The 12,703-nt window shown below is 63.9% G+C and carries 15 protein-coding genes; 10 read left to right on the forward strand and 5 right to left on the reverse strand.

Features of this window, described 5'->3' with window-relative positions:
* Positions 1–307: 307 nt before the first annotated feature.
* Both AB0M22_RS08895 and AB0M22_RS08900 read left to right on the forward strand, forming a co-directional pair.
* Complete coding sequence (locus tag AB0M22_RS08895; RefSeq protein ID WP_364722781.1) at positions 308–1,843, forward strand: peptidoglycan DD-metalloendopeptidase family protein; 1,536 nt, start codon at positions 308–310, stop codon at positions 1,841–1,843.
* Positions 1,844–2,053: 210 nt separating this feature from the next.
* Positions 2,054–2,593: a hypothetical protein gene (locus tag AB0M22_RS08900; RefSeq protein WP_364722783.1), complete on the forward strand. Its 540-nt coding sequence runs from the start codon at positions 2,054–2,056 to the stop codon at positions 2,591–2,593.
* 2 nt (positions 2,594–2,595) lie between these two features.
* On the opposite strand, the gene AB0M22_RS08905 is transcribed toward AB0M22_RS08900, so the two are convergent.
* Positions 2,596–2,787: a hypothetical protein gene (locus tag AB0M22_RS08905; protein WP_364722785.1), complete on the reverse strand. Its 192-nt coding sequence runs from the start codon at positions 2,785–2,787 to the stop codon at positions 2,596–2,598.
* 113 nt (positions 2,788–2,900) lie between these two features.
* Between AB0M22_RS08905 and AB0M22_RS08910 the strand changes: the two genes are divergently transcribed.
* The 5 genes from AB0M22_RS08910 to AB0M22_RS08930 all read left to right on the forward strand — a co-directional run bounded on the left by AB0M22_RS08910 (position 2,901) and on the right by AB0M22_RS08930 (position 6,634).
* Positions 2,901–3,839, forward strand: coding sequence for an undecaprenyl-diphosphate phosphatase (locus AB0M22_RS08910; protein WP_364722787.1), 939 nt, complete (start codon positions 2,901–2,903; stop codon positions 3,837–3,839).
* A gap of 113 nt (positions 3,840–3,952) precedes the next feature.
* The gene (locus AB0M22_RS08915; RefSeq protein WP_364722790.1) at positions 3,953–4,162 is read left to right on the forward strand and encodes a WXG100 family type VII secretion target; all 210 of its coding nucleotides are present in this window, start codon (positions 3,953–3,955) and stop codon (positions 4,160–4,162) included.
* Positions 4,159–4,458, forward strand: coding sequence for a WXG100 family type VII secretion target (locus AB0M22_RS08920; protein ID WP_364722792.1), 300 nt, complete (start codon positions 4,159–4,161; stop codon positions 4,456–4,458). The genes AB0M22_RS08915 and AB0M22_RS08920 overlap by 4 nt, the downstream gene beginning before the upstream one ends.
* A 56-nt stretch (positions 4,459–4,514) precedes the next feature.
* Positions 4,515–6,134: a hypothetical protein gene (locus AB0M22_RS08925; RefSeq protein WP_364722794.1), complete on the forward strand. Its 1,620-nt coding sequence runs from the start codon at positions 4,515–4,517 to the stop codon at positions 6,132–6,134.
* On the forward strand, positions 6,125–6,634 hold the full coding sequence (locus AB0M22_RS08930) for a hypothetical protein (RefSeq protein ID WP_364722796.1): 510 nt from the start codon (positions 6,125–6,127) through the stop codon (positions 6,632–6,634). Before AB0M22_RS08925 ends, AB0M22_RS08930 begins: the two co-directional genes overlap by 10 nt.
* 50 nt (positions 6,635–6,684) lie before the next feature.
* Here the strand turns inward: AB0M22_RS08930 and AB0M22_RS08935 are convergent, their stop codons facing one another.
* Complete coding sequence (locus tag AB0M22_RS08935) at positions 6,685–7,857, reverse strand: epoxide hydrolase (RefSeq protein ID WP_364722798.1); 1,173 nt, start codon at positions 7,855–7,857, stop codon at positions 6,685–6,687.
* A 103-nt stretch (positions 7,858–7,960) separates the two neighbouring features.
* Here AB0M22_RS08935 and AB0M22_RS08940 point away from each other — a divergent pair, with 103 nt between their 5' ends.
* Complete coding sequence (locus tag AB0M22_RS08940) at positions 7,961–8,536, forward strand: CGNR zinc finger domain-containing protein (protein WP_364722800.1); 576 nt, start codon at positions 7,961–7,963, stop codon at positions 8,534–8,536.
* 49 nt (positions 8,537–8,585) lie between these two features.
* Here the strand turns inward: AB0M22_RS08940 and AB0M22_RS08945 are convergent, their stop codons facing one another.
* From AB0M22_RS08945 to AB0M22_RS08955, 3 genes are all read right to left on the reverse strand, one after another.
* Positions 8,586–8,987: an NUDIX domain-containing protein gene (locus tag AB0M22_RS08945; RefSeq protein ID WP_364722802.1), complete on the reverse strand. Its 402-nt coding sequence runs from the start codon at positions 8,985–8,987 to the stop codon at positions 8,586–8,588.
* A 156-nt stretch (positions 8,988–9,143) separates the two neighbouring features.
* The gene (locus tag AB0M22_RS08950) at positions 9,144–9,758 is read right to left on the reverse strand and encodes a dihydrofolate reductase family protein (RefSeq protein ID WP_364722804.1); all 615 of its coding nucleotides are present in this window, start codon (positions 9,756–9,758) and stop codon (positions 9,144–9,146) included.
* Between the two features lie 72 nt (positions 9,759–9,830).
* The gene (locus tag AB0M22_RS08955; RefSeq protein ID WP_364722806.1) at positions 9,831–10,673 is read right to left on the reverse strand and encodes a helix-turn-helix domain-containing protein; all 843 of its coding nucleotides are present in this window, start codon (positions 10,671–10,673) and stop codon (positions 9,831–9,833) included.
* 93 nt (positions 10,674–10,766) lie between these two features.
* Here AB0M22_RS08955 and AB0M22_RS08960 point away from each other — a divergent pair, with 93 nt between their 5' ends.
* On the forward strand, positions 10,767–11,444 hold the full coding sequence (locus AB0M22_RS08960) for a TetR/AcrR family transcriptional regulator (RefSeq protein ID WP_364722808.1): 678 nt from the start codon (positions 10,767–10,769) through the stop codon (positions 11,442–11,444).
* A gap of 88 nt (positions 11,445–11,532) precedes the next feature.
* Positions 11,533–12,666 (forward strand): phosphotransferase family protein, encoded by a 1,134-nt coding sequence (locus AB0M22_RS08965; RefSeq protein WP_364722810.1) that lies wholly within the window; start codon positions 11,533–11,535, stop codon positions 12,664–12,666.
* The last annotated feature ends 37 nt before the right edge of the window (positions 12,667–12,703 follow it).

Below are 12,703 nucleotides of genomic sequence, written 5' to 3' on the forward strand. Positions count from 1 at the left end.
TCCGCAAGAGTCCAGGCAGAAGGGGCCTCTAGGGCGGCGGATCGACCGCCGCAGGGCGCGGCCGCCGAGCGGCCGGAGTGCCACAGAGCCAGGGATTCGCATTATTGAATCCCTGGCTTAACTCCATTTATAGAATGGCTAACCTTTCCGTCCATTGCTAATCGCCTACCCTACACTTTCGGCTGGGAAGTGGGAATCCGATCAGGCAATCGAGATCTAGACGTGATATGCCGACACCCACCTCCCCGTGGCCGTTTCGGCCCATCGATCGACGATTATCACGACCGACGGAGAAAGTTGCCTCATCTTGAGATCGATCAATCCACGCCGCACCGGACGTTGGATATTCCCCAGTGCAGTAACCACACTCGTCCTCGCCACCCTCATCGGCCTGACGGTCACCGTCAGCCCGGTCAGCGCGGAACCGACCGCGGACGGCCTTGACGACGCCATCACCGACACCCTCGCGACGCAGCCCGCCGCGCGGACCGCCACCAGCGATAAACCGCCGGTCATCGATCGCATGCGCAGCGACGGCGAATGGGTCTTCGGCGCCGCGACCGTCCCCGAGGACAGCGACAGCGAGGAAGCGCCGAAATCCACGCTATATGTCGCGAAACTCGACGACGAAGGCGATTGGGACGTCGCCTTCGAAGGCACCCCCGAGTTCGGCAGCATGGTCGGCAACGCGCCGGAGTCCGTGGTCAGCGGCGGCGAGAAGGCGGCATTGACTGCGCCGCAACCACGTTCGGGCAACACCGGACTGTCGTTGCCGTGGAAGCAGGGGCAGAGCTGGTACATGGGCGGCGGGCCGCACGGCATCAGCGGCGAGAGCCGGCCGTACAACTCGATCGACTTCAACGGCGGCGACGGCCGGGTGCTGGCGCCCGCGTCCGGCCGGATCTACAAGACGTGCGTGCGCAACGGCAGCGCCGAGGTGAAGATCGTGCACAACAACGGTTTCACCACCTCCTACTACCACATGACCGACCTGATCGGCGCCGCCGACGGCACCGAGATCACCGCGGGCACGTACCTGGGCCGGACCGGAACCCAGTTGCCGTGCGGCGGTTTCGCCAGCGGGGCGCACGTGCACATGTCGCTCTACAAGGGCGCGCAGCCGGTGCCGGTGAACGGAGTGAACATCGGCGGCTGGACCTTCCGCGAGGGGCGGGAGGCCTACGGCGGCTACGCCGAGCACGAGGGTCAGCAGGTGCGCACCGGCGGCCGGCTGATCAACTACGGCGGCGGGGACGATTCGAGCCCCAAGCCGACCGACCCGAAGCCGACCGACCCGAAGCCGACCGATCCCAAACCCACCGATCCCAAACCGACGAACCCCAAGCCCACCGATCCCAAGCCACCGACCACCACGCCGAAGCCGCCCAAGCCCAATCCGACGCTGGCCAAGGGCACTGTGCGCCCTTATCCCGACCGCAATCGGAACGTCAATCTGCGCTCCGGTCCGGGCACCCGGAATTCGGTCGTCGGCACGGTCCGCGACGGTGACGTCCTGACGATCACCTGCACGGCCCGCGGCGACCGGCTCAGCGGCAAGTGGGGCGGCACCGACCTGTGGAACAAGCTGGACAACGGCAAATGGATCAGCGACGGCTTCCTCGAAACCGGCAGCAACGGCCCGGTAGCGCCCGCATGCCAGCCCAACGAAACCCCGAAGCCCGACCCGCACAGGGGAACTGACGGCGACGAGCCGGATGCCGGACAGCCCGAGGAGAGCACCGACGGAGAACAGCCGGCCGACGAATGGCCGGAGGAGGAATGGAGCGAAGACGAATGGCCGGATGACGAATGGGGAGACAGTGATTGGAGCTGGTGGAACTAGTACCCCACGGCTGATCGGCTGAATTGATCGGTCCGGTAGAGGCGTTGGGTCGTGGGATCGCCTCCACCGGACCGGTCAGCTCTCGCAGTCCGCCACGGAAGTGCACGGCAGGATTCGACGCCATTTGTGATTCGTGGCACATCTCCCCGACCAGTGCTACAGTCGGCGTCAGCAAACTTTCGGTAATCCAGATTTTAGGATGTGAATCGCATGCAGAATCTTGTCACCCGAGCACTACCAGGCATCGGAGCCCTGGTCACGGCCGTCGCCGTCGCGGCCCCGGCGCAAGCCGCCCCGCCCGCCAACGCTCAGCAAGCCCAGGACACCTGCATCGACTACCTCGTGCAAACCATCCGGGCCATGCCCGAGGGCACTTACCTGGACTCGCTGCCGGATGCGGCAAGGCCGACCTCGCCGGGCTCCGTATTGCCCACCGGAACCGGCAGCGCCTTTCTCCCCCGCGCCGAGTACTACTCCCTCGACTATCGCGCCTTCGGCGACTCCGCCGAGGCGCTCATGAACAGCGCCGAATCCGCTTGGCAAAGCATCGGCTGGCAGCCGAACCGAAAGCCGCCGTTCCCCAACGGATCCTACGAAACCCAGACCAATCCGGCCGACGGCTATCTGCTCAGCGCCATACTCGGCGTCGGCCCGGCCGGCACCGCCGTCACCCTCTCGTGCTCGACGAACGAGACCTTCCCCGGCGGCGGCCCCGCACCCGCCCCGGCCCCTCCGGCCCTCTTCCCGTGAGGTCAGGCGCGCGGCCCGAGGACCATCGGCGCCAGCGTGCCCTCGATATAGCGGCGTACCGCGGATTCGTTCTCGAGATCGATGGCCCCGCCGGGTAGCAAGACGAAGGACGCGAGCAGGCGGGCCACGGTTTCCCCCGCGAGCTCGGCGTCGACATGGCGCGCAGCGCCCTGGGCCTGTGGTTCGCGGTGCACAATCGGCGGACTCGAATCGGACGAAAGTCACTGGGGGAAACCAGATTCGGGCATATCGGTCGACCCGTGGGGTCCCGCCGAGTTGCCGTGGTGCGCATGCGAAACTCGTCGCGATGCTCACCTACTTTCAAGCGACGGTCATCGGCGTGGTGCAGGGAGTCACCGAACTGTTCCCGATCTCCAGCCTCGGACATTCCGTGTTGATCGCGGCCTGGGTCGGCGGCGATTGGCAGAAACTGGTCAGCTCGGGCGAATCACCTACGGGCACACCGTATCTGGCCTTCGTGGTGGCCTTGCACGTAGCGACAGCCCTGGCGCTGCTCGGCTACTACTGGCGCACCTGGTGCAGCATCGTCGTCGGCCTCGTCACCACGTTGCGAACCGGCCGCCTCGACACCGTCGCACAACGATTGGCGCTGCTGATCGTGATCGCCACCATCCCCGTCGGCATCCTCGGCCCGCTGCTCGAACACCCGCTACACGCCCTGTTCGCCGCACCCATCTGCGCCAGCATCTTCCTGGTGCTGAACGGCATCGTGCTGCTCATCGGCGAGGGCCTGCGCCGTCGCAACGAACCGACCCTGGCCGAGTACGGCCGCCGCTTCGCCCGACAACAAACCCGCACAACGGTTCTCACCCTCGAAGCGCCCCCGCCCCGCCCATCCGACCGCAAGCTGGCCGCCCTCGACCTCCGCGACGCCATCGGCATCGGCTTCGCCCAGGCCGGCGCCCTCCTCACCGGCTTCAGCCGGGCCGGCCTCACCATGGTCGGCGGCCTCTGGCGCGGCCTGGAAAACGACCACGCCGCCAAATTCGCCTTCCTCCTCGCCACCCCCGCAATCCTCGGCGCAGGCATCCTCGAAGTACCAGAACTGACCGGCCCCGAAACCATAGGCATCCGAGGCCCAATCCTCCTCGGCGCCATAGCCTCCGGCCTCTCCTCCTGGCTAGCCGTCCGCTTCCTCGAACGCTACTTCCAAACCCGCACCCTCCTCCCCTTCGCCCTCTACTGCATAGCCGCCGGCCTACTCTCCATCGCCCACTTCAGCTGAACCCCTCGTTCCCGCTGGCCGAGTTGCGAGTTCTGACCAATCAGGGCCACCTGTCAGCGAGTCCGCAGGTCGGCCGTGGCATCGATGCCGGGAGACCGATAGACTCCTGCTGTATGAGTGCAGGTGGGGGAACTCCGAATCTCGGCCACGAACTTTCCGTCGTACCAGACGAAGTACGCGCAGTTGGGCGTTACGTCTACAGCCTGGCGCAGTCCCTCCGATCAGCTCTTGATTCAGCCGGACGTGAGGTCGATGAGCTGACCTTCAGCGGCTGGAGTGGCAGTGCGGCAACAGCTTTCGCCGAGTCGAGGCCGAACTCATGACCGACGAATTTCACGTCGATCTGGATCATCTCGATCAGCTCGTCGCACGGCTGTCCGGGCTCGCCGGGTTCCTCCGCGCTCACCTCGCCGAACTCGACCGTAAGGTCGCGGATCTGCAAACAGGGATTTGGGACGGTACGGCTGCTGCGGCCTATGTCGAAGCACACCGCCAGTGGGCGGTAGGCGCACAAGAGTTCGCCGAAGGCGTGACCGAGATGAGCGAGGCCGCCAGCCGCGCTCACGTCCACTACACGGAAGCAGCCACGTTGAACCTGAACATGCTGCGGAGTACCTAGCCGTCGTCCGCATGCGCCACCGACATCACACCGCAATATAAGGAGCCGAGAGTCCGGTGACGCCGATCACGGTTGACCCCAACTCCTACTACAACGCGGCCAAAGGCTTGTTCGATCTGACGACCGATATGAGTTCTGCCGTGGCTCAGGCCATGACGCCGGGTCTAAAGGACACGTTCGGCATGGGCGGCCACTATCCCACGGTGACAAACTGGAACACGGCCTATAAACAACATGCCGCTGACCTGATCGCCACCATCGCGGCATATGCGGGCGCGGCGCAGCAACTCGGAGATGTCCTCAACCTCGCCGGCTACAACTGGCACACCGCGAACTACAACGCCAACCGCAACCCCGACAAGGGTGCGGCGCCGACGAAGCCGGCCGTCACCGAGGCTCCGTCGTTCGGTCCGGGCGGGATCCCTCCGATTCCCGACCCCGGCACCTCCAGCCCCAGCGAATCACGACTGACGTTCTGGCCGGACAGCGCTGAACTGTTACTGCGATCGACCTTGACGACGATGGCTGTGGAGATCCCGGACGGCAACACCGAGACGTTGAACCGCGCTGCATCGGGTTGGCGGGCCTTCGCTCGACATCCCGCCGTCGCCGAGGCCAACACCAGGCTGAACACAATCACGGCAATGTTCGACGGCATCCAGGCACCGGATGTATCCGAGGTCCGCGATCTGCTCGGGGCGTTGAAGACCGGTGCCAGCGCAATAAGCGCCGCGACAGCGGGTTTGATCACCGCCACCGTCAACCACCATGACGCACTCACGGATCTACGCACGCAGATCATCAATGCCACACCGCGAGCATTTCCGAACCTGAGCGCGAAAGCCACCGTGCGCACCACCGGGGTCGATGTCATGCCCGCAAGCGAAGGGTCCGATGGCGAAATCATCGCTGGTGCGGGTGTCTACAAGGATGTCATCAGTTCTCACTCGCTGTTCGCCCTGCTGAGCAGGGCCACCTTCGAGGGCATGGACGGTCTCGGCATCAGGACGAGGCTTACCGAGATAGCCGGGCTCCGGGACGATGCAATCGTCCGGTTGGACTCCTATTCGAGCGATCCCGTCAAGTGCACACTGAACCCGAATTGGCAAAGCGAACTGGAAAAGATCGATCCGGACGTGCAGCCATGGGTGGGCTCGGCGGTGAAGTACGGAAATGCCGCAGGCATTGATCCTCGACTGGTCATGGCGATCGTCTATAACGAAGGCGGATACCGATCCGACTCGTTCATAGAACGAGAAATGAGTTACGCATACGACGTCTTCATCCGAGAAGGCGGTAATCTTATCCGGCCGAACTCTCTGGGCCTGACGAATATGAAGGAAGGCACTTTCGAAGACGTCAAGAGAATATTTCGATCCGAGTTCGAAGGCAAGGAGTGGTCCGACCTCAAGGAGGATCCCGACCTTGCCATCAAGGCGGCCACCTATAATTTGAAGCGTATTCAGGACCAGTACGTCGGCGGAGTGCCGGACGAGTTGAAAGAAAAATACACACTCGACCAGTTCCTGGCCGCCGGATACAACGCTGAAAGAAACATTCCAGACTACTTCGAGGCCGGCGACCTCGGTCCGGTGGTGCAAGGGTATGTTCGGATGACAAACACCGCGCTCGACAAGGCGCAGCAACTGCTCGGCGGGATGTACACATGCAAATGACTTGGCTGCGGACGTCTTCGAAACGGGTGGCGACGCTCGTCGTCGGTTTCGTCGTGATCGGTGCCATCGTCTGGGGTATCGTTACCTGGCTTACCCGGCCCAACGATGCGGAACGCTGCTTGAACCAGCTGCAGGTAGCCGGATACACCAAAGTGACGCAAAAAGCAGACACCGAAGACGCTGGTCCCTGGGCCGAAGCAGTATTCGTGGGCTCGCCGGTGAATGATGTCAAGACGATCGTCACCGGGCCAGAATTGCAGCTCCGACTCCCACGCTCTGCCAAACAAACGACCAATCCGTCACCGAGTCCACCGGTACCTGTTCTTCCGGTCGAGGAGTGGGTGGCTTACGGCGACGCCGCGAACAATTGCCACGTCTCGGTATACAAAGTGCTCGACAGCCTAGGCAGTTCGTGGAAATTGACAGATGCGCAGATTGCGAGCATGAAGGACGGAACGATCAACGTGTTCAGATTTCAAGTCACTTGCGGTAATGGATAATCCCGGCATGTCCCCCGAACGCTACGCAGGGTGCCCGGCGCGTTCCGTGTTCATCGGTTAGCGGCGAGCACTGCGGCGAGGCCCTCTTGCAGGTCCTTGACGAAGTACTCGGGGACCTCGAGTGATGGGAAATGTCCGCCGGTTTCGGGGGACCTCCATCGGACGATCTGGCGGTATCGCTGCTGCGCCCAGGGGCGGGGATATTTCTCGATGTCGCGGGGGTACATGGTGATTGCGGATGGGACGTCGACTCGGAGTTCGGGGTCCAGCGAATTGTGGCTTTCGTAGTAGATGCGGGCGGCCGATGCGCCGGTTCGGGTCAGCCAATACAGGGTGACGTCGTCGAGAATGCGGTCTCTGGAAATCCGCTCGAACGGGCTGTCTTCGGTGTCTGTCCACTCGGCGAACTTGTCCAGGATCCAGGCGAGCAGTCCGACCGGGGAGTCGACGAGCGAATAGCCGATGGTCTGCGGCCTGGTCGCTTGCTGCTTCGCGTACGCCGCACGGTTTCGCCAGAAATCGTGAGTTTCCTCGGTCCATTTGTGCTCGACTGCCGTCAGCCCGTCCGTGGTCAATCCGGGCGGCGCCTGCGCGGTCGTTGTGTGGATGCCGAGAACGTGCTCCGGGAATCGGCCGCCGAGGATCGTGGTGATCACGCCGCCCCAGTCGCCGCCGTGGGCCAGGAACTTGTGGTAGCCGAGCCGTTTCATCAGTTCCACCCAGGCGGCTGCGATCTTTTCGGTTCCCCATCCGGTGGTGGTCGGCTTGTCGCTGTAACCGAAGCCCGGCAGCGACGGGACCACAACATGGAATGCCGGCGTGCCGGCGTCTTTCGGATCTGCCAATTCGTCTATTACGTCGATGAATTCGGCGATACTTCCTGGCCAACCGTGCGTCACAATCAGCGGAGTGGCATCGGCGCGCGCGGATCGGCGGTGCAGGAAATGGATTCCCAGATCGTCGATGGTCGTGCGGAACTGGCCGATCTGGTTGAGCCGCGCTTCGAACGAGCGCCAGTCGTACTCGGTGCGCCAGTAATGCACGAGATCGACAAGGTCGGCGAGCGGAACGCCCTGGTCCCATCGGCGCGGGTCGGGCGCGGCGCGATAGACCGTCTCGGGTTCCGGCAGTCGCGCCGCGGCTAGTCGCGCACGCAGATCGTCGAGGTCGGCGTCAGTTGCGTGGGCTTCGAATGCCTGCACGTCGCTGGTCGGACGGGGCATGAGACCTCCTGGTCGTCGAGGAACCGACTTAGGGTTGTCGCGAACCGGCTAAGACGGTTCTAACATGTCTCGAAGCCCGGATGCAACCAGCTAAGGTGGTTCCATGCGTGCTGAGTTTCCCGATTTTCGCCTCGGTAGCGTGCTGGCGACCAGCTTCACGGGGACGCTGTCGGAGCGTCAGGGCACCTCCGTGGAGCGCATTCCCACGCCGCAACGGCTCATCGACTGGCTGGCGATATACGGCCTCGCCGTGAACTCCTGCACCACCGCGCAACTCGAACTCGCCAAGGAACTGCGGGAATCCATTCACGCCGCCGCAACAGCCGCCGCAACCCAAAGCCCGCTCCCCGCACCGGCCGTCCAAGTCATCAACGACTACAGCATTCAGGGCCGAGCTGCGGCCATCCTGACCCCCGAGGGCGACCGACAATGGCGACTCAGCTCGCCCTCCCGCGTAGAAGACGCCCTAGGCGTGATCGCCGCCGACGCCATCAGCATCATCGCCGGCGAACGAGACGGAAAATTAGCCCTCTGCGCCTCCCCCACTTGCCAAGCCGCCTTCTTCGACACCAGCCAAAGCCGCACCCGCAAATGGTGCGACATGAACACCTGCGGCAATCGCCAGAAGAAGGCGCGCTTCAATGCCAACCAGCGTCAAAACACCAAATCAGCAGAGTAATCGCGACCCTCTATACATCCGGCAGGCCGGATTTCCTACGTCGTGGGATCTACCAGCCGTAGACGGAGAACGCAGTTCCGTCGGCTACGTGGGAGATCGCGGTACGGCAGTAGGCGATCATGTGGCCCGGGAGGTTGTCGAGCGAGAACCAGGACAGGGCAATGCATTTCGCGGGCTCGCGGTTCTCCGGCTCGCCCTGCCAGTTGTCCACGGTGAAGAAGAAGGCGACTCGGCCGCCTGCGGATGCGTTGTGCATGACGTGGGCGAACCGCACTGCTTCCGGGGCGATGGTTACGCCGACTTCTTCGTGCGCCTCTCGGATCAAGGCGTCGACGACTGATTCGTTCGCTTCGAGATGGCCGCTCGGCAGGTGCCAGGCGCCATCTTCGAAGCCGGTGTTCTGGCGCTGCCCGAATAGTGCTCGGCCGTCCTTCAGCAGCAGGAGATGCACGTCGCCAGTTACCTTGTGCCGCATCTGTTCTGCAGTCGGCGAGTGGTTCATGGGTTGAGAAGGCCTCCCTCTGCTGAAGATTGGCAACATGGTTCAACCAGAACCGTATCTTTCGGTAGCCGATACGGACGAGGGCTCGCGGCAGGGCGGAAGACCCTAGCGGCGGACCTTGAACTTCAGGTGCAGTACCCCTTCGCCCTGGATGACCACGTGGGGATCCTCCAGTAGGTGCTGTCCATCGATGCCGCCGAAATACCTTTTGCCCGAACCGAATATGACCGGGACGATGTCCATCGCCACCTCGTCTACGAGGCCTGCCGCGAGGATTTGGCCGCCTACTTCGCCGGCGTTCACGGCGACGGTTCGCTCACCGGCGAGCTCCTGGGCCTTGGCGACCGCGGCCGTAACGTCGTCGACGAAATGGTAGGACGCCTCGGGATGCCAGCCTTCGGGCTTGGGGCGATGGGACACCACTACGACGTGTTCGCCGGCGGGCGGGCGGCCTTCCCATCCGTTCACGAGGTCGAAGAGGTTGCGGCCCATGATGATTGTGCCGATGGTCGCCCACATCGCTCCGACGTACTCGGCCGATACGCGGGAGGCCTTCATGCGGTTGCCAGATCCGGAATGGTCGTATTCCGGGTCGTCGCCACCTTCGATGAGCGGGGTGTCGCCGTTGAAGTACCAATCGTGCAGTGGCCCGACGTCGTCGTTCTTGTCGGCGATGAAGCCGTCCACCGACGCCACATTGTGCATGATCACTGTTCCCACTGGTTCTCCTCGGGTCTCTCGGGTATTCGATCCGATCTTGTCGTCCCGCCGCACAGTTGGTCTTGTAAAAAATCAATCGGCGGGCATCGGACCGCTGTCGGGCGGGAATCCCTGTTCAGCGGGGAATCGACGCCGGAGGGCGAGGTAATCCGTCGGCGTGTGGCCGGTGAAGTCCTTGAACTCGCGGCTGAAGTGGGCCTGGTCGAAGTAGCCCGCGGTGTGGGCGAGCGCCGACCAGTCAACCGGACGCTGGGCGTCCACGGAAAGGATCAGCCGCGCGAACCGATAGATCCGCGCGACCTGCTTCGGGGTGACTCCGACGTGCGACTTGAACTGCGTGGCAAGGTGATTGCCGCTCACCCCGGCGGCATCGGAGAGTGCACCGACCGAGATTCCACCGAACGAACTCGCCAAACGGCCGCCGACATGCTGGACCAGTTCGAGACCACGCAACGGCTCCTCGGCAAGCCGTGCTCGAAGTTCCACCTCTACTGCCCGCAGCGTCTCGGCGGCCGAAGCGAGATCGCCGATCTGGTTGCGGATCCGGTCCACCGATCGTTGCCAGACGGCGTCGACCGGCACCCATCGATCCCGCAATTCACTCACCGGCAGATCGGCGAACGGCGAAATCCCCCACGGCTTGAAATGCACCCCGACCAGCCGCACCCGCTCGGGGTATTCGAAGAGGAACCGCCTGGTCCACACGCCCATGAACCATCCGTCCGCGAAAACCGCCGGCGGCACCGAAGGGTCGGAATCCCAGAGCCGGGCTGGTTCGCCCAGATTGATGAACAGATGCGCGGACGGCATCGGCGGAACGATCATCCGGCGATGGTTCGGCACCCCGGTCAGGCAGTAGATATCGTCGATGAACCGGTCGAGCGGCGGGCCCGGCACCATGCCGACGTATTGCATGACCTCAGTCTGCCGACGAATTCGATCCGCGACATCGGTAGACACGGAAGCCGCCATAGGTATGCCTGGACGGCACCTTGCCCAACGAGCGGTGTGAAAAGCTTCCGATGGCTGTTCGGCGAAAGAGAGGTACCGGTGTCCGGAGCGGGACCGACAATGCAGTCCGCGGCCGGAACTCGGCTCAACAAGAAGGGCAGGGAAACCCGGCAGCGGCTGCTCGACGTCGCCATCACCTGTCTCGCGGAGGGGTCCGGCGAACCGCTGTCGGCGAATCGGGTGGCGCGCGCGGCGGGGGTCAGCTGGGGGACGTTGAAGCATCAGTTCGGCGACCTGGATGGTTTGTGGGCCGCGGTGCTGATCGAGCTGACCGATCGCAGCGGCGCGAGCAGTCCGGAGACCTGGCCGCGGTTCAGCGGCTCGATCCAGGAGCGGGTGGGGGAAATGGTGCATGCCATCTGGACCATCCTGGGCGCGCCCGAGGGACGCGCGGTCGAGACGCTGCGCGCCGGACTGCCCACCGAGCAGACGGAACGCCTTGCACACTTCCCCCTCACTTCAGCGGCCATGGCCGGGTACGAGGACGCGTGGCTCCGGGCCTTCGAGCACTCCCTGGCCGACCTGCCGCTCGACCCGGAAAAGGTGCACCGCGTCCGGTGCCTCATCCCGCCGGCGATTCGCGGCATAAATAACGAGCGGCGGCTGACCTCGGAGGCCGACGTAGCGAGCGCGCTGCGCGGGTTGGTCGACGCGACCACCGCCTACCTGGAGTAACTCCCATTCATTGAGAACCCTTGTTGACAATTGTGCGGCGGCGACCGATGGTTATCCGCAGTTTTCGCACAGCTGTCAGGAGTGATCGATGTCCCAACCTCGAGCCGAAAAGGGCATGCGACTGCAACGCAGTAGCCGCGACACCAGCACGCTGATCCCGCACCTCACCGAATGGCTGAGCACGCAACTCCCACCGGCCGCCGAGCCGAGCGTCACGCTGCAATCCGGCATCGACAGCAACGGTATGTCCGCGGAAACCATGGTGTTGCAGGTGAATTGGGCCGAAGCCGGCGTCGCGCAGTCGGCCGACCTGATCGCCCGCATGGTGCCGGCGCCCGGCGACTTTCCCATCCTGGAGAGCTACAGCCTGCCGGATCAGTTCGACGCCATGCGCATCGTGGCCGAATCGAGCGAGGTCCCCGTCCCGCGGGTCCGGTTCATCGAACCGACCGGTGACGTGCTGGGCACTCCGTTTCTCCTGATGGACCGCGTCGACGGTCTGGTACCGCCCGACGTGATGCCCTACACCTTCGGCGACAACTGGCTCTTCGACGCGAGCCCCGAACAGCAGGTTCGATTGCAGCACAACACAATCGAGGCCCTCGCCAACTTGCACGCCATTCCGGACGCAGCGAATACCTTCGCCATTCTCGATCCGCGACAGCCGGGTTCGAGCCCGCTCGAACGAACCCTCAACCGCGCCAAGGGGTGGTACGAATTCGCCGCCCGCGACAGTGGAACTTCGCCACTGGTGGAGCGAATCCTGGTGTGGCTCAGAGCGAACCTGCCCGACACCTCGGCCGGCGAGACCGTGCTGTCATGGGGCGACGCCCGCATCGGCAACTGCATGTACCGGGACTTCACGCCCGTCGCGGTGCTCGACTGGGAACTCGCCACGATCGGTCCCCGCGAACTCGACCTGGCCTGGTTGATCTTCGCGCACCGCGTCTTTCAGACCATCGCCAACACCTATGGCCTGCCCGGGATGCCCGACTTCCTGCGCGCGGAGGACGTGACGGCGACCTATCGCGAGTACTCGGGCGTGCAGATCGGCGATCTCACCTGGTACACGCTGTATGCCGCGCTCAACTACTGCGTCGTCTTCATGCGTTCCGGCGGACGGCAGGTTCATTTCGGTGAGATGGAACGTCCCGACGATATCGAGATCCTCTTCCATCACAAGTCACTCGTCGAGGAGCTACTCGCCGAACTCGGCGCCTGACACTCGTCCGAAAACTACCTGGGGAGAACCGCTCTCG

Origin of the sequence: Nocardia sp. NPDC051756, assembly GCF_040681495.1 — a bacterium.
In the GTDB taxonomy this organism is placed as follows: Bacteria; Actinomycetota; Actinomycetes; order Mycobacteriales; family Mycobacteriaceae; genus Nocardia.